Origin of the sequence: Streptomyces sp. NPDC001678 (genome assembly GCF_042892945.1) — a bacterium.
Taxonomy (GTDB): Bacteria; Actinomycetota; Actinomycetes; order Streptomycetales; family Streptomycetaceae; genus Streptomyces.
Map to the genome: position 1 here is coordinate 242,409 of NZ_JBIAUP010000006.1, position 20,664 is coordinate 263,072.

Sequence of the window (20,664 nt, forward strand, 5' to 3'; positions counted from 1 at the left end):
GCAGGGGGAGGGCGTGCGATGCGCGGCGACCTGGAATTCGTCTCGATACCCCGGCTCGTCCGGATGGCCGCCGAGCGGTACGCCGCCCGTGAGGCCGTGGTCGAGGGCCGGACCCGGATCACCTACCGGCAGCTCGGCGAGCGCGTTGAGCATGCCACCGCCGCGTGCGTGGCCGCCGGGGTGGAGGCGGGCGACCGCGTCGCGATCTGGGCGCCGAACAGCCTGGACTGGATCGTCGCCGCCCTCGGCGCGGTCGGCGCCGGCGCGGTGCTGGTCCCGGTCAACACCCGCTTCAAGGGTGCCGAGGCGGTGGAGGTGCTCGAGCGGACCCGGGCCCGGCTGCTCTTCGTCACGGGCACCTTCCTCGGCACGTCCTACGTGGCGGCGCTACGCAGCGCTGCCACCGCCACCACAGCCGCCGCTGTCACAGCCGCGACCGCCACCGCCGCCGCCACCGCCGCCGCCAACGGCGAGCGGCTCGGCGTGCAGGGGTTCGGCATGCCGGACAGCGCCGTGCGGGGGCCGCTGCCCGGGTTGCCGCGGCTACGGGACGTCGTCGTCCTGGCCGACGACGCGCCGGTCGGCTTCCGCACCTGGAAGGAGTTCCTCGCCGCCGGGGACGGCGTGCCCGCGCGGACGGTACGGGCACGGGCCGACGCCGTACCCTCCGCGGCGCCCTCGGACATCCTCTTCACCTCGGGCACCACGGGCGAGCCCAAAGGAGCCGTCATCACCCACGGGCAGACGCTGCGCACGTTCGCCGTCTGGAGCGAGCTGGCCGGGCTGCGGGAAGGAGACCGCTATCTGATCGTCAACCCGTTCTTCCACACCTTCGGCTACAAGGCGGGCGTCATCGCCTGTCTGATGCGGGGCGCGACGATGGTGCCGCAACCCGTCTTCGCGCCGGAGACCGTGCTGGCCCGGATCGCCGCCGAGCGGATCACGGTCCTGCCGGGGCCGCCGACGCTCCACCAGTCGCTCCTGGACCACCCCGACCGTGCGGCGTACGACCTGTCGTCGCTGCGGGTGGTGGTGACGGGCGCGGCCATGGTGCCCCGGCGGCTGATCGACCGGCTGCGCGGCGAGCTGGGCATCGACACCGTGCTCACCGCCTACGGGATGAGTGAGGCGACCGGAGTCGTCACGATGTGCCGGCGCGGCGATCCGCCGGAGGTCGTCGCGGGCACCTCGGGCCGGGCCGTCCCGGGCACCGAGGTGAAGGTGGCCGGTCCCGACGGGCGGGCACGGGCGGCCGGGGTGCCCGGGGAGATCCTGGTCCGCGGCTATCAGGTGATGTCCGGCTACTTCGAGGACCCCGTCGCCACGGCGCGCGCCCTCGACCTCGACGGCTGGCTGCACACCGGCGACGTGGGGGTGCTGGACGAGCGGGGGAATCTGCTGGTCACCGACCGGCTGAAGGACATGTTCGTCGTCGGCGGCTTCAACGCCTACCCGGCCGAGATCGAGCGGGTCCTGGCACGACACCCGGGGATAGCCGAGGTCGCGGTGGTCGGCGTTCCGCACGGCCGGCTCGGCGAGGTCGGCAAGGCGTTCGCGGTCCGCCGGGCGGGCCCCGGGGACGCGGTCACGGCGGACGGGCTGATCGCCTGGGCGCGTCGTGAGATGGCGAACTACAAGGTGCCGCGCGAGGTGGAGTTCGTCCGGGAGCTGCCGCGCAACGCCTCCGGGAAGGTGCTCAAGGGGTTGCTGAGAGAGCGTGCGAGGACGCACGAGTGAGAAACGGGTGCGGCGACGCCCGCTGACCGCGGTTCACGTGTGGTGCCGGGTCGGCGGGCGTCCCGTGCCCAGGTCTGCCCGTATGGAGCTACGCAGCTGCGGAACTGCGGGGTTGTGGTGTTGCCGGCCTAGGCCTCCGCGCCACCGGCGTGGTCGTCCGCACCCCCCATGACACGGTCGCCCAGGGCGTGGTCGTCCGCACCGATGGAAGCGCTGCCGTACTGCTGGGCGTGCGCGGATATCACTCCGCTGGAGAAGGTGCTGACGCCGGCGTGGTCGTCGGCGACCGCCGGTACCGAGCCGAGGACCGCCGCTGCCGCGGTGAGGCCAAAGGCGACGAAAGCCTTTTTGCCGCGGTGCATGGTGCCGATCGTCTTGGTGCGGTTCATGTGCGACTCCTCTGCTCAGGGGGATGTGGTGCCATGAGTTGGTGAGTGGTGCTGGCTTGAACGTACTGTCGGACGGCTTCGGTATGTGCGGGTTCGGGAAGAAAACCCTGAAACAACAGCGGACTTGATGTACCGGATTCTCCCGACCGGTCCCCGGTCTCTTCTTCGGCCTGGAACGGCCGAAGGGGCCGGCGGCGACGGCTCCCCCTCCCCGCCGTCGACGCCGACCCCTGTCGATCCCCCCGTAGCGGACCCCGAGACCGACCTCCAGGAGCTCCCCCCGCCGGATCCTTTGGCGAATTCCCCGTCGATTCGCCGGATCCGGCGTCCGGCAGGCCGGCCATCGGGTTCCCCCGTGCCCCCTGCAAGCCCTCAGGCATTCCCGCCGGATTTCTCCATCAGGTACCAGTCGGTCATCAGGTACCGGTCGGTTTCCGTTGTGCAATGGGATCCGTTCCTCCGCCCCCAGGAGCCGTTCCCCCGTTCCCCCGTCGGCTCTGGGAGGCCCGGCACTGCCGGGCGTTCGGGAGCTTCCGGCCGATGTCTGGCGGAAGCTCCCCGGTACATCACGCCTGCCGGCCCATCAGGGTCGTGGCGACCGTGTGGCGACCGTCAGGGCTTCGTCCCGCTCGCGTGGTCGTCGTTCAGGACGAACGGCGTGGGGCTGCTCGCGTGGTCGTCGTTCAGGACGAACGGCGTGGGGCTGCTCGCGTGGTCGTCGTTCAGGACGAACGGCTTGGGGCTGCTGGCGTGGTCGTCCGCCGGCGCGAGAGCTCCGTCGGCCGTCAGGGCTTCGGCGGTCGGCACCGCGCTGAGCCTCGCCTTCATCGGCTCGGAGCTCGCGTGGTCGTCCTGAGGCGTGGCCGCTATGGGCGGGTTGAGCTTGTTGTCGTCGCTCATGATGCTGTCTCCCGTTGGCATTGCGTGTCGTCGGTCGGTCAGGGATCGCAGAACCCGTCCGGCGACTCCCCCGAGGGCCGCCGGACGGGTTGTGAGGGCTGCTCGCCCTGAGGTGAAGGTCTCACCTACGACCCGCCTGCCCCCCGACGCGACGGATCGACATCCCTTAGATTGACGGGCCACGATAAACGATCGATGAACGGGCACGTAAGCGGGCTAGTTCCGCTTGTTTGCGACTTCCGGTAAGTCGGTAAGGCATCGCGGGACGCGGCTGCCGGCGCGATCCCCCGGCATCCCGTCCCATTCCTGCGGCTACGCCTTCCACGCCTACGACTACGCCAAGTTCCGCTGGGATCCAGGCGGACGGGCGTAGGAATGTATGCAGGAATGTACGTCTTGATGTCTAGGCCGCAGCCACCGGCACCAGCAGCATCCGTACCTCGGCGGCCTCCGAGGAGCCCAGTGCCTCGTAGATGGCCAGCGCCTCGGTCCAGCACGCGTGCGCACGGCCTGACTGGCCCAGCTGCTCCAGGCACCTGCCCAGCACGGTCAGCACGTTGCCGCGCCGCCATTCGCCTCCTATGCCCCGCAACTGCACCAGCGCTTGCTCGGCATGGGCGGCGCCCTGGGCCGGCTTGCCCGCGGTCAGGTAGAGCTCCGCCGTCCGGAAGAGGGTCATGCCCTCCCAGAGCCGCTGACGGTTCTCGCGGAACACTGTCAGCGCCTCGGCGAGGCGGGCCCGTGCCTCCTCGTAGCGCCCGGCGCGGGTGAGGGCCAGCCCGTACGCGTACAGCCCGTTGGCCAGCCGCCAGGAGACGTTGACCTCGCGGTAGATGCCCAGGGCCTGCTCGGCGAGGCGCACCGCGGCCTGGACGCGCCCCGAGTCCAGGTACACCCGTGACAGGTTGCTCAGCGCGCTCGCCTCGCCGGGACGGTTGCCGTCGGCGCGGAAGGCGTTCAGCGCCTGCCCGATGTAGGCCTCGGCGTCTTCGTGACGGTGCTGGTAGATGGCGGTGATGCCCCGGTTGTTGGCGGCGTAGCAGCAAGGGACGGGGTCCTCGTGCGCGCGGCCCAGCAGCAGGGCGAGGCGGGCCTGCTCATCGGCCCTGTCGAACTGGCCCGACCAGTTGAGCACGTGCGTCAGCACCGTCCGCGCGCGGCCCTCGGCCCGTGTGTCGCCCGCTTCCTTGGCGGCGGTCAGCAGGGCGGAGGCCGCCTGCTCGTACTGGCGGGAGTCGGCGCCGGACTCGGCGAGGTCCTTCGCGGCCAGCAGCAGGTCGACCGCGCGGCGCAGGGTGTCGCCGGTGGCGCGGGCGTGCTGGCGTACGCAGGAGAGCAGGCAGCCGGCCTCGGCGAACAGCCAGTCGCCGGCGGCCGCGCGGTCGGTGAAGGTCAGGCCCGGGTGGGTGGTCGGCGTCAGGTGCGCGAGCAGCTGGTCGCCGGGGCGCTCCAGGACGTACACGCCGGCGGCCGTCGCGAGGTAGAAGTCCAGCAGGCGGGACATGGCCGCGTCGCGCTCGGCGGGCGGCTGCTCGTCGCGTTCGGCGCAGGCGCGGGCGTAGAGGCGGACGAGGTCGTGGAAGCGGTAGCGGCCCGGTGCGGCGGATTCCAGGAGCGAGGTGTCGACGAGGGACTCCAGCAGCTCCTCGGTGTCGTCGAGGCCCAGGTCGAGGACGGCCGCCGCGGCGGCCAGGGAGATGTCGGGGCCGTCGGCGAGGCCGAGGAGGCGGAAGGCGCGGGCCTGGCCGGGCTCCAGCTGGCCGTAGCCGAGTTCGAAGGTGGCCTTGACGGCGAGGTCGCCGGCGCGGAGCTCGTCCAGGCGGCGGCGTTCGTCGGCGAGCTTGCGGGCGAGGACGGAGACGGTCCAGGTGCGGCGGGCGGCGAGGCGGGAGGCGGCGATGCGGATGGCGAGCGGCAGGAAGCCGCAGGCGGCCACGACGTCCATGGCGGCGTCCCGTTCGGTGCTGACGCGCTCGGAGCCGACGATCCGGGTGAACAGGACGAGCGCTTCCTCGGGGCTCATCACGTCCAGGTCGACGAGGTGGGCGCCGGCGAGGTCGACCATGCGGACGCGGCTGGTGACGAGCGCGGCGCAGCCCTCGTTGCCGGGCAGCAGCGGGCGGACCTGGGCGGCGTCGCGCGCGTTGTCCAGCAGGGTCAGCACGCGGCGCCCGTCGAGCGTGGAGCGGAACAGGGCGGCGCGCTCCTCCATCCCGTCCGGAATGGCGGAGTCCGGGATTCCGAGGGCGCGGAGGAAGGACCCCAGCACGGCTTCCGGCTCGGCGACCACGGGCCCCGCGCCCTGGAGGTCGACGTAGAGCTGGCCGTCGGGGAAGTGGTGCCGGGCGGCGTGGGCGACGTGCACGGCGAGGGTCGTCTTGCCGACGCCGCCGATGCCCGCGACGGCGGAGACCGCCATCACGCTGCCCTCAGCCGTGGCCAGCTGGTCGCCGAGCTCCTGGACGAAGGAGGCACGCCCGGTGAAGTCGGGGACGGTGGCGGGCAGCTGCGCGGGCCGGATGAAGGTGGGGCCGAGGCTGGGGCGGTCGCCCGCGGGGTGGACGTTGAGCTCGGTGTCGGCGTTGAGGATGCGCTGCTGGAGCTCGGAGAGCTCGGCGCAGGGGTCGACGCCCAGCTCGTCGGCGAGCAGCCGGCGGGTGTCGGCGTAGACGGCGAGGGCCTCGGCCTGGCGGCCGCTGCGGTAGAGGGCGAGCATCAGCAGCTCGCGCAGCCGCTCGCGCAGCGGGTACGCGGCGGTCAGCGCGGTGAGCTCGGAGACGGCCTCGGCGTGCCCGCCGACCTCCAGGTCCAGGTCGAGACGGGTCTCCAGGAGGGTGAGGTACCACTCCTCCAGCCGGGTGCGCTGGGTGTCGGCGTACGGGCCGGACAGCCCGGCCAGCGGCTCGCCGTCCCACAGGGCCAGGGCCTGGTTCAACAGGTCGCGGGCGCGGTAGCGGTCGCCGCTCGCTCGGGTCTTCTCCGCGTCGGCGGCGAGCCGCTCGGCCTCGTCCGCGTCCAGGCCGCCGCCGGGGACCCGTATCGCATAGCCGCCCGCCTCGCTGACCAGGGCGTCCGCGTCCGGCCCGAAGGCCTTCCGCAGCCGGGAGGCGTAGGTGCGCAGGGCCGCCAGGGCGGCGTGCGGGGGCTCCTCGCCCCACAGGGCGTCCACGAGCTCGGGCGCGGTGGCCGTGCGCCCGCCGCGCAGCAACAGGGCGGCCAGCAGTGCCCGCTGCTGGGGTGACCCGGTGTGCAGCGCCTCGTCGCCGCGCCAGGCGCGGACGGGCCCGAGCACGGTGAAGCGCAGCGCCTGCCCGTGCCCTGTATCCCCGGCCATGGTGACCCCCTGCCTGTCCTGCTCGGTCGCACCGGCCAGTCTGCCTTGTTCAGGGCTGCTACGTCAGCAGGGGTCCGGCCCTCTCCGTACGGTCCGGGAGCGCCCGGCCACGGGCCGGAACCGCACTGTCCTGACGAACCGTCAGATCGGCGCTACGGTGTCGGCCATGGCGAGCTTCCCCAAGATAATCTCGGTGGACGACCACACAGTGGAGCCCTCCGACGTCTGGCGGAACCGGTTACCGGCGAAATTCCACGCCGTCGGGCCACGGATCGTGAGGGCCCCGGTGAAGGGCATGACCTTCGAGGGCGGCCGCTTCGCGCCCGTCATGGGCACCCCGGGTGACGACGGCCCGGAGGCGGACTGGTGGGTCTATGAGGATTTGTGCCGTCCTCTTACGCGGCTTGATACCGCCGTCGGATGCTCCAGGGACGAGATCAAACTCGAAGGGATCACCTACGAACGGATGCGGCCGGGCTCCTACAGCGTGCCCGACCGACTGGCCGACATGGACCTCAATCACGTCCAGTCCGCCCTCTGCTTCCCCACCTTCCCGCGCTTCTGCGGCCAGACCTTCGCCGAGGCCGCCGACCGGGAGCTGGCCCTGCTGTGCGTACGGGCCTACAACGACTGGACGGTCGAGGAGTGGTGCGGCCCCGAGGCGCACGGGCGTCTGATCCCGCTCGCGATCGTGCCGCTGTGGGACGCGGAGCTCGCCGCCGCCGAGGTGCGGCGCAACGCCGCTCGCGGCGTACGCGCCGTCTGCTTCTCCGAGATCCCGCCCCACCTCGGCCTGCCGTCCGTCCACAGTGACGCCTGGGACCCCTTCCTGCGCGCCTGCGAGGAGACCGGCACCGTCCTCGCGATGCACATCGGCTCCTCCTCCCGGATGCCCTCCACCTCGGCCGACGCGCCGCCCGCCGTGGGCTCCGTCCTCACCTTCGGCAACTGCTGCTTCTCGCTCGCCGACTGGCTGATGTCCGGAAAGCTCGACCGCTTCCCCGGCCTGCGCCTGATGTACGCGGAGGGACAGATCGGCTGGATCCCGTACGTCCTGGAGCGCGCGGACACAGTGTGGGAGGAGAACCGGGGCTGGGGCGGCGTCGCGGACAAGGTGCTCACCCCGCCTTCCGAGCTCTTCGCCCGCCAGGTGTACGGCTGCTTCTTCGACGACGCCTTCGGGCTGCGCAACCTCGACGCCGTCGGGGTGGGGAACGTGCTGTACGAGACCGACTACCCGCACTCCGACTCCACCTGGCCCCGCTCGCGCCAGGTCGCCGAGGAGCAGATGGCCCACCTGGCGCCGGAGGTCGTGGAGCGCGTCGTGCGGGGCAACGCCGTCGAGCTGCTCGGCCTCACGCCGGAGGGGCTCTGGGCGGGGGCCCGGGCCTGACGGCCCCGCGGCCTTGGCGGTGGCCTTGACGGTGGATGTGACCGGTGCCACAGTCGCATCGCGTCAATCGATCTGACGGTACGTCAGGAAGAGGCGTCGGAAAAACGTCAGAAAAGGACGGGGTGACCTCGTGGAATTCGGGATCTTCGTACAGGGCTATGTGCCGGCCAGCCGGTCGCGCGACGACCCCCAGGCCGAGCACCACGCGCTGATGGAGGAGGCCGCCTACGTCGTCCAGGCGGACAAGTCGGGCTTCAAATACGCCTGGGCCTCCGAGCACCACTTCCTGGACGAGTACTCCCACCTCTCCGCCAACGACGTCTTCCTCGGCTACCTCGCCCACGCCACCGAGCGCATCCACCTCGGCTCCGGCATCTTCAATCCGCTGCCCAAGGTCAACCACCCCGTGAAACTCGCGGAGAAGGCCGCCATGCTCGACCACCTCTCCGGCGGCCGCTTCGAGTTCGGCACCGGCCGGGGCGCGGGCAGCCACGAGATCCTGGGCTTCCTGCCGGACGTGACCGACATGGACGCCACCAAGGCGATGTGGGAGGAGACCATCGCCGAGTTCCCGAAGATGTGGCGGGAGGGGGTTTACGAGGGATTCGCCGGCAAACACTGGTCCCTGCCGCCGCGCACGGTCCTGCCCAAGCCGTACGGGCCCTCCCACCCCGCCATGTGGTACGCCGCCGGATCGCCCTCCTCGTACGCGATGGCGGCCCGCAAGGGGCTGGGCGTCCTCGGCTTCAGCGTCCAGAAGGTCTCCGACATGGAGTGGGTCGTCGACTCCTACAAGACCGCCGTCAAGGAGGCCCGGCCCGTCGGCGACTACGTCAACGACAACGTCATGGTCACCTCGACCGCCATCTGCGCGGAGACCCACGCCAAGGCCGTCGAGATCGCGGTGGGCGGCGGCCTCAACTACCTCCAGTCGCTGCTCTTCCGCTACCACGACACGTTCCCCCGCCCCGAGGGCATCCCCCGGTGGCCCGAACTGCTGCCGGAGTACACCGAGGAGATCATCGAGCTGCTCATCGCCGAGGAGCTGATGATCTGCGGCGACCCCGACGAGGTCTTCCGGCAGTGCAAGCGCTGGGAGCAGGCCGGCGCCGACCAGCTGTCCTTCGGCCTGCCGATCGGCATCCCCTACGAGGACACGATGACGACCATCCGGCTCATCGGCGAGCACGTCGTCCCGAAGATAGACACCGATCCGGTCCACCGCACCACGCGCTACCGCCAGGCCGCCGGGCACGCCTGAGCGGCCGCCCCACGCCCCGGGGCGGCGCCTCCCGGGCCGCCGCCCCGGCCCCGTCCGCGAACGCCGGCCCCGTCCGCGAACGCCGGCCCCGTCCGCGAACGCCGGCCCCGTCCGCGAACGCCGTGCCCGTTCGCGAACGCCGTGCCCCGGGGGTGCCGCGCCCCGCCCGGGAACGCCGAGCGAGAGGAGCCCGACCGTGCTGGACCACCTCATCCGCCGCGCCACCGTCGTCGACGGCACCGGAGGTCCCGCGTACGTGGCCGACGTCGGCATCCGGGACGGCCGGATCGCGCTGATCGACCGGGGCGCGGGCGGGGTGAAGGCGGGCGGCCGGGTCGGGCACCGGGCCCGGACCGAGGAGAACGCCACCGGACTCGTCCTCGCCCCCGGCTTCGTCGACCCGCACACCCACTACGACGCCCAGCTCTTCTGGGACCCCTACGCCGCGCCCTCCCTGAGCCACGGCGTCACCACCGTCGTCGGCGGCAACTGCGGCTTCAGCCTCGCCCCGCTCCATCCGGGCCGCCCGGCCGACGCCGACTACACCCGGCGGATGATGAGCAAGGTCGAGGGCATGTCGCTCACCGCCCTGGAGCAGGGCGCGCCCTGGGACTGGTCCTCATTCGGCGATTACCTCGACGCGCTGGACGGCCGGATCGCGATCAACGCGGGCTTCATGGTGGGTCACTGCGCGCTGCGGCGGTACGCGATGGGCCCGTCCGCCGTCGGCGGCACCCCTGACACGGCGGAATCACGGCAGATGACAGCGCTGCTCCACGACGCCATGGACGCCGGCGCCTGGGGGCTGTCCACCACCCGCTCGAACACCCACTCCGACGGCGACGGCCGGCCCGTCGCCTCCCGGCACGCCCGCCCCGACGAACTCCTCGCCCTCGCCCGCGCGGTCGGCGAGCACGAGGGCACCCAGCTGGAGGCCATCGTCCCCGGCTGCCTGGACCACTTGTCGGCGGAGGAGAGCGCGCTCCTCGTGGAACTGACGGCCGCCGCCGGGCGCCCGCTGAACTGGAACGTCCTCACCATCGAGTCCACCGTCCCCGGCCGGGTGCCGCACCAGCTGGTCACCAGCGAGCGGGCCCGCGCGGCGGGCGGCCGGATCGTCGCCCTGACCATGCCGATCCTCACCCCCATGAACATGTCGCTGGGCACCTTCTGCGCCCTCCATCTCCTCCCCGGCTGGGGCGAGATCCTGGGACTTCCGCTGCCGGAACGGATCGACCGGCTGGGCGACCCGGCCGTCCGCGAACGGCTGCTGCGCGGCGCGGCGAGCCCGGAGGCCGGCGCCTTCCGCCGTCTCACCGACTTCGGCCGGTACGTCGTCGGCGACACCTACGCCCCGGAGAACGACGGCCTCACCGGCCGCGTCGTCGAGGACATCGCCGCCGAGCGCGGCACCGACCCCTTCGCCACGCTGGTCGCCATCTGCGCCGCCGACGACCTGCGCACCGTCCTGTGGCCGATGCCCACCGACAACGACCCCGCCAGCTGGGAGCTGCGCCGCCTCGCCTGGGACCACGAGGACGTCCTTCTCGGCGGCTCGGACGCCGGGGCCCATCTGGACCGGATGTGCGGCGCCCCCTACCCGACGCGCTTCCTGGGCGACTGTCTGCGTGGGCGGAAGCTGGTGCCGCTGGAGCGGGCGGTACGGATGCTCACCGACGAGCCCGCGCGCCTCTTCGGGCTGCGCGAGCGCGGCCGGATCGCCGAGGGCTGGTGCGCCGACCTCGTCCTCTTCGACCCCGAGCGCGTCGACGCGGGCCCGGCGACGCTGGTCCGGGACCTGCCGGGCGACGGCGCCCGGCTGGACTCGCGGGCGGTGGGGGTGGTGAGCGTACGCGTCAACGGCGTGGAGACCGTCCGGCACGACGTGGTGACGGGGGCGGTGCCGGGGCGGGTGCTGCGGTCGGGGCGGGACACGGAGACGGTGGCGACGGGACCGGGGACGGGAAAATTTTGAACCGGGACAAAAGGGGTGGAGGTGCGATTCCCGTACCTGGTGAGGGCTGGGGTTCCCCCTTGGTGTTACCTGACGTAACAGTGTGGGCGCCTTCATTAGGAAGATCAACAAGCTGTTTGGGCGGGAGAGTTAGAGGCCCGGCTCCCGGAGGAAAGTTCTCCGGATGCGGATACAGCACCACTTAACGTCCTCGCCATGGTTCAGGTGCATCCGCGGCCGGGGGCCGGAGGAACGGTAAGGACGGCAGAGGGCGTCGCGGGCCGTGACGCCCGGGAGCCGCGGGCCAAGGGCCTGAGCGGCGGCTCCGTCGGTCTGCTGGGCAGCGCCGTCATCGGTATCTCGACCGTCGCGCCCGTCTACTGCCTGACTTCCACCCTGGGCCCGACCGTGGGCAAGGCCGGGGTCCAGATGCCCGCCGTCTTCCTCGCGGGCTTCCTCCCGATGCTGCTGGTCGCCTTCGCCTACCGCGAGCTCAACAAGGCCCTCCCCGACTGCGGTACGTCCTTCACCTGGACCGTACGGGCCTTCGGGCCCCGGGTCGGCTGGATGTGCGGCTGGGGCCTGGTCATCGCGACCATCATCGTGCTGTCGAACCTCGCGGGCGTCGCGACCTCCTTCTTCTATCTGCTGCTCGGCCGGCTCACCGGCAGCGACTCCATCGCCGCCCTCGACGGTGACCGGCTCGTCCATGTCGCGACCTGCCTGGTGTTCATCGCCGCAGCGACGGCCGTCAGCTATCGCGGCATGACCGCCACCAAAGGGGTGCAGTACACGCTGGTCGGGCTCCAGCTGGCCGTGCTCGCCCTGTTCGTGGCCATGGCGTTCACGAAGGCGCGGTCCGGCGGTGGCCTGCCCGGCTCCGGCTCCCTCGGCTTCTCGTGGACGTGGCTGAACCCCTTCGAGGTCGAGTCCTTCAGCGCCTTCACGGCGGGGCTCTCGCTCTCCATCTTCATGTACTGGGGGTGGGACGCGTGCCTGACCGTCAACGAGGAGACCGAGGGCAGCGCCAGGACGCCGGGCCGGGCGGCGCTGCTGGCGATGGTCGTGCTGGTGGGCTCGTACCTGCTGACCGCCGTCGCCGCCCAGATGTTCGCCGGGGCCGGCGGCAAGGGCCCCGGGCTGGGCGACCCCGCGACCGCCGACAACGTCTTCGCCGCGCTCGCCGACCCCGTCCTGGGCCCCGTCCTCGGCGTCCTGCTCTTCGTGGCCGTGCTGGCGTCCGCCGCGGCCAGCCTCCAGACGACCTTCCTGCCGGTGGCGCGGACGGTCCTCGCGATGAGCGCCTACCAGGCACTTCCCCCGTCCTTCGCCCGCGTCCACCCGCGCTTCCGCTCACCCGGCCGGGCCACGGTCGCGGCGGGCGTCGCCACCGGCGTCTTCTACGCCGGGATGAGCTTCCTCAGCCGCAACGTGCTGGTCGACACCATCTACGCGCTGGGGCTGATGATCTGCTTCTACTACTCGATCACGGCGTTCGCCTGTGTGTGGTTCTTCCGGGGCGAGCTGCGAAATTCGGTGCGGGACGCGTGTTTCAAAGGCGTCTTCCCGCTAACGGGTGGGCTGTTGCTGGCGTCGGTCTTCTGCAAGACGCTCCACGACATGTGGAACCCGGCCTACGGCAGCGGCAGCGAGGTGCTCGGCGTCGGCTCGGTCTTCGTCATCGGGGTGGGCCTGCTCCTCCTGGGCGTGGTGCTGATGGAGCTGATGCGGCGGCGCAGCCCGGCGTTCTTCCGGGGTGAAGTGCTGACACGGTCTGCGCCGGTGCGCGTCGAGAATTCCTGAGCGAGCGGCCCGTCCGAGCGGTGGAGCAGGCCGCCCGCTTCAGGGGCTGTGGGCTCAGGCGCCGGGCGCCAGGGCTCGGACCAGGAGAGTGCCGGTCTTCCAGCCTTCCGGCGGAGTGATCTCTTTCGCCAGGGCGTAGCGGAACCCGTGCTCCTTCAGGAGGTCGGTCCACATGTCGGGGGTGTAGTCCCAGCGCTTCACGACCAGGGGATTCGGGTCGTCGGCCTGATTGATGTACGACGCCTGGCAGCCGTAGCAGCCTTCGACCGGGGGCCGCTGGGAGAACGCGAGCACTCCGCCGGGCTTGAGGACCTGGCGGATGGCGGGGAACATCTGGCCCGGGTCGGTAAACCAGATGGCGCCGAAAACGGAGTACACAGCGTCGAAACGCTCGGCGGTCTCACTCATGAAGTCGAGTGCGCCCCGCTGGTGCAGCTCCAGACCCGGCAGGCCGCCCCACCGCCCGCGGGCGGCCATGAGCTGGATGGGGGAGACGTCGACGCCGACGGCGCGGTGTCCGAGGGTGGCCGCATGGGCGAGGTTCCCCCCTGAGCCGCACCCCAGCTCCAGGAGTGCCACTCTCTCGGCTTCTCCCAAGACCTCGATTCCGGGGCCGTGGTCGGGGTACTGGGTCCAGTTGAACCAGGTGGTCTCCCCCTTGGCGTTCTTCTCCCGCCGTCCGCCGGGCTTCTTGCGGGCATAGATGTCCCACGCCGTCGTGTCGGTCACGCGCTTCTCCTCGTGGACTGAGAGGGGCGGCCAGCCGCACCGGGCGGTACGGCTGACCAAGGGGTCTGTGCCGGACTCAACCGGCCTGGGCCGTGGCGTGCTTCGGGCTGTTGTGGCAGTTGGCGTGGCACTGCGAGCAGTCGGCGTTGTCCAACTCCGGCCAGAACTCCAGGTCGACCGCGTATCCCGCCGCCTGGATGGCGTCCACCGTCCGCGCCCGCAGGCCCTTGCCCCCGCCGTGCTCCTCACGGCCCAGGAACCCGGGCTGGTGATGGACGAACTTCCCGAACGCGTCCTGGCAGAAGTCGGCGTACGCCTTGGTCCGCAGGACGAACGCGTGCCAGAAGTCATCCACCAGCGGGGACGGGCTCAGTGGCTTCTCACTGGTGGCGCTGGCGGCCACGAACGCCAGCATCTGCCCCACACCGCGATACGCCATGTCGGCGGTGATGTGGTCGTACTTCGCTCGTACGTCGCCGGCGATGGTCTCGCGCAGCTCGGCGCTGACGAGGGTTCCCGCGTCGACGGCGGGACGTTCTTCCACGATGGTCACGTCTTACCTCCTCGGAAGGGCGATGCTCGGACGTGAGCCCGCTACGGTCATGTGTCTGGGTGAAGACGACGACTGGAGCGGGCGGCTAGGCAGGTCGCAGGGAACGGGCCGATATCGCCCGCGAAGCCTGCCGCTCGGGCGCACAGCGGGGACACTCGCACGGCGGGTAGCGCACAGGGTTCTCCAGGATGACGACGGGGCCATCCGCTCGAACCGCTCGTGTCGGCCCGTACGTCCGCCCACTGTCGCGGCTGACCCGCAGCGTCATCCGCGAGGACCTGCCCGGCGTCGGCTCTCTGCTGCTTGCCATGCCGACACGCTAGGGACGTGGTCACGCGGACCCCAACAAGGTTCTACGAAGTTCCACGAGAGTTAGCCGAGGGCGTCCACGGCGGAGGTGATGAGGGCGCGCGCCTTGGCGCCGTACACGGCGAGGTCGGCAAACTCTCCGAACGCCTTCAGATACTGGACTATCTCGGTGGGAGCAGTTACGTTCACCTGCGCTGTCAGCAGTTCGACTTGCGCAATGTCTTCGTCGTACACGCTGAACGTCTCGATCATCCACATGCGCCGTGATGCAGAGAAGGGGATGACTCCGAGAGAGACGGATGGATAGGCCATCACCGACAGCAGATATCCAAGCTGCCCCGCCATGGTTTCGGCGTCTCCGACCCGGTGGCGCAGGACCGATTCCTCTACCAGCAACGCGAAGCGATGGTTACCCTCACGGACCACGTGCGACCGGGCCAGCCGTGCATCGACCGCTTCGGCGACATCGTTGGGGGTGCCGTGGAAATCCGTGATCGCACTCATGAGCGCCGTGGCGTAGGCATGGGTCTGGAGCACACCTGGAATGACGTTCGAGCAGTAGATGCGGAACACCCGGGTGCGTTCGAAAAGAGGGACGTACGACTCCTGGAGCCTGCGCAGCCCTGTGCGCTGAACCCGCCTCCACTCCACGTACATGTTGTCAGCGGAGCGAGAGGCGGCGATCAGGTCCATGGCGACGTCATCCGCCCCGCATGCAGCACACCATGCGCGAATGTCGGCGTCGGATGGCGGCGTCACGGCGTTCTCCAGGCGTGACGCCTTGGAGGGGTACCAGCCGGCGCGCTGAGCCACCTCCTTGGCGGTCAGCCCGGCGTCCCGGCGGATCTCCCGGAGGCGGTCGGCAACGGCCTTCCGGGCCGCCTGAACACTGGATGAGGGTGGGGTGGGCATCTCTGGACGCGCTGATCAGATCCGGTACTCCTCGTGGGGCGTCGCCCGCTCCCATACCACCTCGAAGGCGGTAGAGCACAGCTTCGCCACGTCGGGTCGCTCATCCAGCTCTGGTCCGGCGGACCCGCCGCCTCCCGTGAAGTGGTTCCACATGATGACTCGCTCGTCGAACAGCCAGAAGTCGTTGCCGGGGAGGGCGATGTCCGAGGCATTGCGGCGAGGCAGCCAACGCACCCGCTCCCCCGCCGCAATGTTCTGGTAGGTGCAGCTGTGTTCGTATCGGATGTAGTCGCTCACCGGCTCTGAGACGACCCGCGCACGGCGGAACGCAACGCCGCGCGCCACGGCGTCGCTCACCATCGCGTGAAAGTCGTTCCACCATGTCCCCGGTTCGCTGGATGGGCGCCAACCGGCGCGCCAGGCTTCGAACTCAGCTGCTTCCTCGCCGATGCCGTAGGAGTCGCGCATCTCAAGGTGGACGGCGGAGTGCCGAGTGTTCGCCAGTAGGTCAGCGAACGCCAAGTCGGTCTGCGACATCACATGCCTCCCTGATGGCGGGCACCATGCGGATCGGCAGCCGCACCACCGCTTCACTCTCCGGAATGGGGCCCGACTCCAGGCACTTGACCAACAGAGCTTCCCCTGCCTTCCAGCCCTGGATGACGATCTCCTGCGCTTCGTCATCCACCCAGGCTGTGGGGCACTGGGTGCCGTTGGTGTTCGGGTCCTTCGCGATGAACAGTAGCGCCATGACAGCCTCCGTCGGCCTGCCGGTTCTACAGACGTCTACGAGACTCGCCGTGGACGCTTGGCGCGTCAAGGGGCGGTAGACGGCCTGGTTGGACGAGCCGTCTCACCGGATCGGGGTTTCCTCGTCCCGGATCGCCGCGAACTGCACGAGCCCGACGTCCTGTTAAAGAAACCGGGAAAGAACCAATACCCACCCAACCGGGCGCGTGTCACCCCATCGGGTGATAGGCGTGGCAGATGCGGAGAAGGGCGCGGTACGGTCGCGCCGACAACCGCAAACAGACGACGGCCCCCGCCGGGAGTGGCATCCCGAGCGAGGGCCTGATCATCCAGGAAGACCACAACTTCCCAATGACTGAAACGCAGTCTAGCGCGCGTGAGTGCGTGCGCGGCGAGTTGCCGCGAGCCGGAGTGGTTCATGTCCGGCACCGGCACGAAGCGAATTTCACCGTCGTCGGCAATCACCTCGCCCAGCACCCGGACCTGTCCGCCGTCGCAATCGGCCTCGGCGTGTACATCCAGTCGCTGCCCGACGGGGCTCTCGTCGGCATCAAGGACCTCACCCGCCGCTTCCGCGAAGGCGAGATGGTCATCGGCCGGGCCCTCAACGAGCTGGAGGACGCCGGGTATCTGGAGCGCAGGCGCCTCCGGACCGAACGCGGCCGGGTCGTGACCGCGACCCGCTGGTACGAGCGTCCCGGCGCGCTGCCTCCGGACCCCGGCAAGCGGATCGATCTCGTGAAGCGGCCTTCCACTCCCGTTCCTCGACCGGCCCCCAGGCTCGAATGCCCCGTCGCGCTGCGGAAACCGCCACAGCCACCACCGCCGAAGCCGCTACCGCCCGCTGACGGTCCCGTCGACGAACCCGCCTCCGGCCTGCTCGCCGGGCTGCGGCGCCGCGATCCCCGGCTGCTGCTCTCCGAGAAGGACGTCCGGCGCCTCGCCCCGGCCGTACGCGCCTGGCTCGACCGGGACGTGGGCCCCGCGCAGGTCGTCCGCACACTGACCGCCGACCTGCCGGTTGGCGGCATCACCTGGCCCGTGCGCCTGCTCGCCTACCGCCTCGCTCACTGGCTGCCGCCCGCCCTGCCCGTGACAGGACCGGCCGAGCCCCGGGCTTCGGGCACGGAGCGGCTCGCTCGACCGTTGCCGTTCCAGACCTGCGACGGCTGCGAACGGGCCTTCAGGGCGAACGGGCCCGGCCGGTGTCGGGACTGTCGTGACCACGTGATGGGAGCCGACGAGGCGGCCTGACCGCACGCCGGGCCGCCTCGCCGGGCGATCAGAAGTCGACGAGCTCGTTGTCGTCGACGCGGGCCACGGACTCCTGGGCGAAACGCTTGTTGTACGTGGCGCGGATCTGCTCGATCTTGGTGCCGGCGGTCCGGGCCTCGCCCTTCGGGTAGAGGAGGGTGAGCTTGTACGAGCGCTCGTGCTCGATCTTCCCGTGGGCGTCGCGGTACTGGCCGTAGGTGTTCTCGACCGTCAGGCCCGCCGGGAAGCGCGGGGTGACGACCTCGTCGACGAACGCGCGGAACTCCTTGTCGGTGACCGGCGAACCGCCGTTGGGCTTGGCCGTGCCGAAGAGCAGCTCGGTCTTGACGTACGGCTTGCCGACCGCCCGCGCCGGCGCGCCGGCGGCGGCCTTGGGCTCCGGGTCGTCGAAGGCGGCGTACGCGACGGGAGCGCTCGCGCCGAGCAGGGCCGCGGTGAGGGCGACGGAGGCGAGCCGGACGCGGGAGGAGGTCTTCGGCATGGGGATGGCTGTTCCCTTCCATGGGAGGTGATGCCAGAGGTGACGAAGCGCCAGAACTCTAGTGGCGGAAGGCCGTGGATGTGGTGCTGTTCGCGGGGATTTCGCGGTGTGTTCGCGGCCGTCAGGCGTTCGTGCCCCGTGTCACGGGGCCGTTCCCAGGAACACGGGGTTCGTCATCGCCGCCATCGTGCCCGGCAGTCCCGACGACCCGCCGTCGCCCGCCGGGTGCCGCACCTCGGCCCGTACGTACGCCGCCTGCCCGGGCGTCGTACGCCACTCCAGCGTGCCGTCCGCCGGCACCGGCGCGGTGAACATCCGTCCCTGGTCCGTGACGAAGGAGGCCGAGCAGCCCGTCGTGCCCGTGACCTTCAGCCGTACGGTGACCTGCTCGTCGGGCGCGGCCCGCAGCCGCTCGCCGATGCCCGCGTGCGTGCCGCGCCCGCCGACGGCCGTGAACGACAGCTCCACGGACGACGATTCCGCGATCCAGCTGCGCCCCGCGCGGATGCCCGCCAGCAGGGCCTCGCGGGAGAGTGCGTCGGCCAGGACGACCGTCTGGGGCAGTCCGACGACCTGGGGTTCGCGGTGGGCGTCGCTGTTGCCCATGGCGGGCAGCCAGCGGCCGCCGGAGCGGGCCGCGGCGACGAGGGTGTTGTCCCAGGCCGCGACGGCCATCTCGTCGTCCGGGGTGTACGGGCCGTTCCAGACCTCCACCGCGTCCGCCTCGTCGAGGCCGAACTTCCAGCCGCAGCCGACGCACGTCGCGTACGGGTGGGCCGGGACGACGAGTCCGCCCGTTTGCCGGATTCTTCGCGCGAAACGTCCGAAGGCGTGGTCTCTCGCGCGGTAGCGCCAGTCGATGAAGACGCCGGGGTCGGTGCCGAGGGCGAGGACGTGGCCGTTGCGCGTGGTGACCTCCTCGCCCGTGAGGATCAGCAGGTCGTCGCCCCACAGGCCCTGCCACGCCCCGTGCGCGGAGGTCGTGTTGTGCTCCGTCGTCGTGATCCAGTCCAGCCCGGCGGTCCGGGCCGCGGCGGCGATCTGGGCGGGGGTGCGCAGCCCGTCGGAGTGGACGCTGTGGAGGTGGTTGTCTCCCCGGTACCAGGCGCGGCCCCGGCCCCGGGCCCGCTGCGGCGGGTACACCGGCTTCGGAGTGGCTCCCGGTGTCCCGTACCGCAGGGTGACCGCGACTTCGTAGGCGAGCCCCTGCGGGGCCACCGTGTACGGGCCGAGGACGACGTGCCAGGTGCCGGGGCGGACGGGCCCGGCGAGGTAGCCGGGCGTGGCCCGTTCGGTGCCCACGAAGAACTCCGTGCGGGCGCCGCCCGACCAGCCGCGGAAGCCGGGCCCGCCCAGCGCGGTGCCGCGCTCGTCGAAGATGCCGATGTCGCAGGTGTTGCCCTGGGTGCCGGCGGGCACGGAGGGTCTGTCGTAGCTGTACGAGACGGCGATCTCACGGACGCCGCGCGGCACTTCGACGGGGAGATGGACGAAGTCCGGGGCGCCGACCGGCAGCCGGCCGGTGACCTTGCGCGTTTCCTCGCCGGGCCGGGGTTCCCGGCCTTCGGCGTGGGCGAAGCTCACGCCTTCGAGCGTAAGCGCGCTCACCGTTCCCGCGACAGCCGCCATCCTGAGTACGTCGCGCCGGTTCATCCCCGCCTCCTCGCGTGGGCCGTGTCGGCCCGTGCCGGTGCCGTGACTGCCGTGACCCACTGTTGTACGCCCGGGTGGCGGCCGGTGGAACACCCGCCGACGCGCGTGGCGGCCGGTACGCGAACACGCGTCGACACACATCGGCACACGTCTCGGCACACACATCGGCACACGTCTTGGCACACGTCTTGGCACACCTCTCGGCACGCGTCTCGACATACGTCGGAACACGACCGCGCGTGGTGCCCCGCGGCCGCCCCGCAGGGCATACCGTGGGTCACACGCGAGACGGCCGCGACGACGGAGGTGCCCCGGGATGCGGATCGCCACCACGATCTTTCTCACCGATGAGACGATCAGCCCGGTCCGGCTGGCCCATGAGCTGGAGCAACGCGGCTTCGCCGGGCTCTATCTGCCGCAGCACACCCACATTCCGGTGAGCCGCAAGACCCCCGCGCCGGCCGGTGACCCGCTGCCGCGCGAGTACGGCCGTGCCGTCGACCCCTTCCTGGCGCTCGCGCAGGCCGCCGCCGTCACCCACCGGATCGAGCTGGGGACCGGCGTGGCGCTGGTGGCCCAGCAGGACCCCATCATTCTGGCCAAGCAGGCGGCCACCCTGGACTTCCTCAGCGGCGGCCGGTTCACCCTCGGCGTCGGCTACGGCTGGAACGTGGAGGAGGCCGAGGACCACGGCGTCGACTGGGGCACCCGCCGGGAGCTGGTACGCGACAGGATGGCGCTGATGCGCGCGCTGTGGTCGGCGGAACCGACGGCCTACGACGGCGAATTCGGCTCGGTCCAGGCGAGCTGGGCGCACCCCAAGCCCGTCCGGCGCCCGCGCCGGCTCCAGGGCACCGACTCGCTGGTGGGGCCGCGCACCCTGATCGGCGGCGCGGCCGGGCCGAAGCTCTTCGCCCACATCGCCGAGTACGCGGACGGCTGGATGCCGGTGGGCGGCAGCGGACTGAGCGAGACGCTGCCGGAGCTGCGCCGGGTCTGGACGGCGGCCGGGCGGCCGGGGGAGCCGGAGGTCATGCCGTACGCCGTCCACCCCTCGGCGGGCAAGCTCGCGCACTACGCCGACCTGGGCATCGAGGAGGTCGCGGTCGGGCTGCCGGCGGCCCCCGAGGCGGAGGTGCTGAGGGCGCTGGACGCGCACGCGGAGTTCCTGTAGCCACAGTGGAAGCGGTGCCTCCGGGGCATTCCGGAGGATGCCTCCGTCTGACGTGAC

Annotated in this window: 17 protein-coding genes; 7 read left to right on the forward strand and 10 right to left on the reverse strand. The window is 71.3% G+C overall.

Annotated features, from left to right (window positions below; all coding sequences use genetic code 11):
- Positions 1–18: 18 nt before the first annotated feature.
- Complete coding sequence (locus ACFYZR_RS15370; protein WP_391910235.1) at positions 19–1,737, forward strand: AMP-binding protein; 1,719 nt, start codon at positions 19–21, stop codon at positions 1,735–1,737.
- Positions 1,738–1,865: 128 nt separating this feature from the next.
- Here the strand turns inward: ACFYZR_RS15370 and ACFYZR_RS15375 are convergent, their stop codons facing one another.
- From ACFYZR_RS15375 to ACFYZR_RS15385, 3 genes are all read right to left on the reverse strand, one after another.
- On the reverse strand, positions 1,866–2,126 hold the full coding sequence (locus ACFYZR_RS15375; RefSeq protein WP_391910237.1) for a hypothetical protein: 261 nt from the start codon (positions 2,124–2,126) through the stop codon (positions 1,866–1,868).
- Positions 2,127–2,738: 612 nt separating this feature from the next.
- Positions 2,739–3,026 carry a hypothetical protein gene (locus ACFYZR_RS15380; RefSeq protein ID WP_391910239.1) on the reverse strand — a complete coding sequence of 96 codons (288 nt, stop codon included), beginning with the start codon at positions 3,024–3,026 and terminating at the stop codon, positions 2,739–2,741.
- A gap of 403 nt (positions 3,027–3,429) precedes the next feature.
- Positions 3,430–6,360 (reverse strand): BTAD domain-containing putative transcriptional regulator, encoded by a 2,931-nt coding sequence (locus tag ACFYZR_RS15385; protein ID WP_391910241.1) that lies wholly within the window; start codon positions 6,358–6,360, stop codon positions 3,430–3,432.
- 166 nt (positions 6,361–6,526) lie between these two features.
- On the opposite strand from ACFYZR_RS15385, the gene ACFYZR_RS15390 reads away from it, so the two are divergent.
- The 4 genes from ACFYZR_RS15390 (at position 6,527) to ACFYZR_RS15405 (ending at position 12,771) form a co-directional block, all read left to right on the forward strand.
- Positions 6,527–7,753, forward strand: coding sequence for an amidohydrolase family protein (locus ACFYZR_RS15390; RefSeq protein ID WP_391910243.1), 1,227 nt, complete (start codon positions 6,527–6,529; stop codon positions 7,751–7,753).
- Between the two features lie 130 nt (positions 7,754–7,883).
- Positions 7,884–9,014: an LLM class flavin-dependent oxidoreductase gene (locus ACFYZR_RS15395; RefSeq protein WP_391910245.1), complete on the forward strand. Its 1,131-nt coding sequence runs from the start codon at positions 7,884–7,886 to the stop codon at positions 9,012–9,014.
- 196 nt (positions 9,015–9,210) lie between these two features.
- On the forward strand, positions 9,211–10,989 hold the full coding sequence (locus ACFYZR_RS15400) for an amidohydrolase family protein (RefSeq protein WP_391910247.1): 1,779 nt from the start codon (positions 9,211–9,213) through the stop codon (positions 10,987–10,989).
- A gap of 195 nt (positions 10,990–11,184) precedes the next feature.
- Complete coding sequence (locus ACFYZR_RS15405; RefSeq protein ID WP_391910249.1) at positions 11,185–12,771, forward strand: APC family permease; 1,587 nt, start codon at positions 11,185–11,187, stop codon at positions 12,769–12,771.
- Positions 12,772–12,825: 54 nt separating this feature from the next.
- Here ACFYZR_RS15405 and ACFYZR_RS15410 read toward each other — a convergent pair whose 3' ends face one another.
- From ACFYZR_RS15410 to ACFYZR_RS15430, 5 genes are all read right to left on the reverse strand, one after another.
- Positions 12,826–13,500: a class I SAM-dependent methyltransferase gene (locus tag ACFYZR_RS15410; RefSeq protein WP_391910251.1), complete on the reverse strand. Its 675-nt coding sequence runs from the start codon at positions 13,498–13,500 to the stop codon at positions 12,826–12,828.
- Between the two features lie 76 nt (positions 13,501–13,576).
- Positions 13,577–14,053 carry a glycine-rich domain-containing protein gene (locus ACFYZR_RS15415; protein WP_391910253.1) on the reverse strand — a complete coding sequence of 159 codons (477 nt, stop codon included), beginning with the start codon at positions 14,051–14,053 and terminating at the stop codon, positions 13,577–13,579.
- Positions 14,054–14,425: 372 nt separating this feature from the next.
- The gene (locus ACFYZR_RS15420) at positions 14,426–15,274 is read right to left on the reverse strand and encodes a helix-turn-helix domain-containing protein (RefSeq protein ID WP_391910255.1); all 849 of its coding nucleotides are present in this window, start codon (positions 15,272–15,274) and stop codon (positions 14,426–14,428) included.
- 15 nt (positions 15,275–15,289) lie between these two features.
- Positions 15,290–15,811, reverse strand: a complete 522-nt coding sequence (locus ACFYZR_RS15425; RefSeq protein WP_391910257.1) for a DUF6879 family protein — start codon at positions 15,809–15,811, stop codon at positions 15,290–15,292.
- Positions 15,783–16,025 carry a hypothetical protein gene (locus tag ACFYZR_RS15430; RefSeq protein ID WP_391910259.1) on the reverse strand — a complete coding sequence of 81 codons (243 nt, stop codon included), beginning with the start codon at positions 16,023–16,025 and terminating at the stop codon, positions 15,783–15,785. Before ACFYZR_RS15430 ends, ACFYZR_RS15425 begins: the two co-directional genes overlap by 29 nt.
- A gap of 350 nt (positions 16,026–16,375) precedes the next feature.
- Here ACFYZR_RS15430 and ACFYZR_RS15435 point away from each other — a divergent pair, with 350 nt between their 5' ends.
- On the forward strand, positions 16,376–17,278 hold the full coding sequence (locus ACFYZR_RS15435; RefSeq protein WP_391910261.1) for a helix-turn-helix domain-containing protein: 903 nt from the start codon (positions 16,376–16,378) through the stop codon (positions 17,276–17,278).
- Positions 17,279–17,306: 28 nt separating this feature from the next.
- On the opposite strand, the gene ACFYZR_RS15440 is transcribed toward ACFYZR_RS15435, so the two are convergent.
- Complete coding sequence (locus tag ACFYZR_RS15440) at positions 17,307–17,780, reverse strand: DUF3574 domain-containing protein (RefSeq protein WP_391910263.1); 474 nt, start codon at positions 17,778–17,780, stop codon at positions 17,307–17,309.
- 141 nt (positions 17,781–17,921) lie between these two features.
- Positions 17,922–19,433, reverse strand: a complete 1,512-nt coding sequence (locus ACFYZR_RS15445) for a CehA/McbA family metallohydrolase (RefSeq protein ID WP_391910265.1) — start codon at positions 19,431–19,433, stop codon at positions 17,922–17,924.
- A 316-nt stretch (positions 19,434–19,749) separates the two neighbouring features.
- On the opposite strand from ACFYZR_RS15445, the gene ACFYZR_RS15450 reads away from it, so the two are divergent.
- Entirely contained in the window at positions 19,750–20,607 is an 858-nt protein-coding gene (locus tag ACFYZR_RS15450) for a TIGR03619 family F420-dependent LLM class oxidoreductase (protein ID WP_391910267.1), read from the forward strand.
- The last annotated feature ends 57 nt before the right edge of the window (positions 20,608–20,664 follow it).

Coding starts and splice junctions, on each gene's coding strand:
- ACFYZR_RS15370 (WP_391910235.1), top strand. CDS start 19: ATGCGCGGCGACCTGGAATTCGTCTCGATACCCCGGCTCGTCCGGATG.
- ACFYZR_RS15375 (WP_391910237.1), bottom strand. CDS start 2,126: ATGAACCGCACCAAGACGATCGGCACCATGCACCGCGGCAAAAAGGCT.
- ACFYZR_RS15380 (WP_391910239.1), bottom strand. CDS start 3,026: ATGAGCGACGACAACAAGCTCAACCCGCCCATAGCGGCCACGCCTCAG.
- ACFYZR_RS15385 (WP_391910241.1), bottom strand. CDS start 6,360: ATGGCCGGGGATACAGGGCACGGGCAGGCGCTGCGCTTCACCGTGCTC.
- ACFYZR_RS15390 (WP_391910243.1), top strand. CDS start 6,527: ATGGCGAGCTTCCCCAAGATAATCTCGGTGGACGACCACACAGTGGAG.
- ACFYZR_RS15405 (WP_391910249.1), top strand. CDS start 11,185: ATGGTTCAGGTGCATCCGCGGCCGGGGGCCGGAGGAACGGTAAGGACG.
- ACFYZR_RS15420 (WP_391910255.1), bottom strand. CDS start 15,274: ATGCCCACCCCACCCTCATCCAGTGTTCAGGCGGCCCGGAAGGCCGTT.
- ACFYZR_RS15425 (WP_391910257.1), bottom strand. CDS start 15,811: ATGTCGCAGACCGACTTGGCGTTCGCTGACCTACTGGCGAACACTCGG.
- ACFYZR_RS15430 (WP_391910259.1), bottom strand. CDS start 16,025: ATGGCGCTACTGTTCATCGCGAAGGACCCGAACACCAACGGCACCCAG.
- ACFYZR_RS15435 (WP_391910261.1), top strand. CDS start 16,376: ATGACTGAAACGCAGTCTAGCGCGCGTGAGTGCGTGCGCGGCGAGTTG.
- ACFYZR_RS15440 (WP_391910263.1), bottom strand. CDS start 17,780: ATGCCGAAGACCTCCTCCCGCGTCCGGCTCGCCTCCGTCGCCCTCACC.
- ACFYZR_RS15445 (WP_391910265.1), bottom strand. CDS start 19,433: ATGAACCGGCGCGACGTACTCAGGATGGCGGCTGTCGCGGGAACGGTG.
- ACFYZR_RS15450 (WP_391910267.1), top strand. CDS start 19,750: ATGCGGATCGCCACCACGATCTTTCTCACCGATGAGACGATCAGCCCG.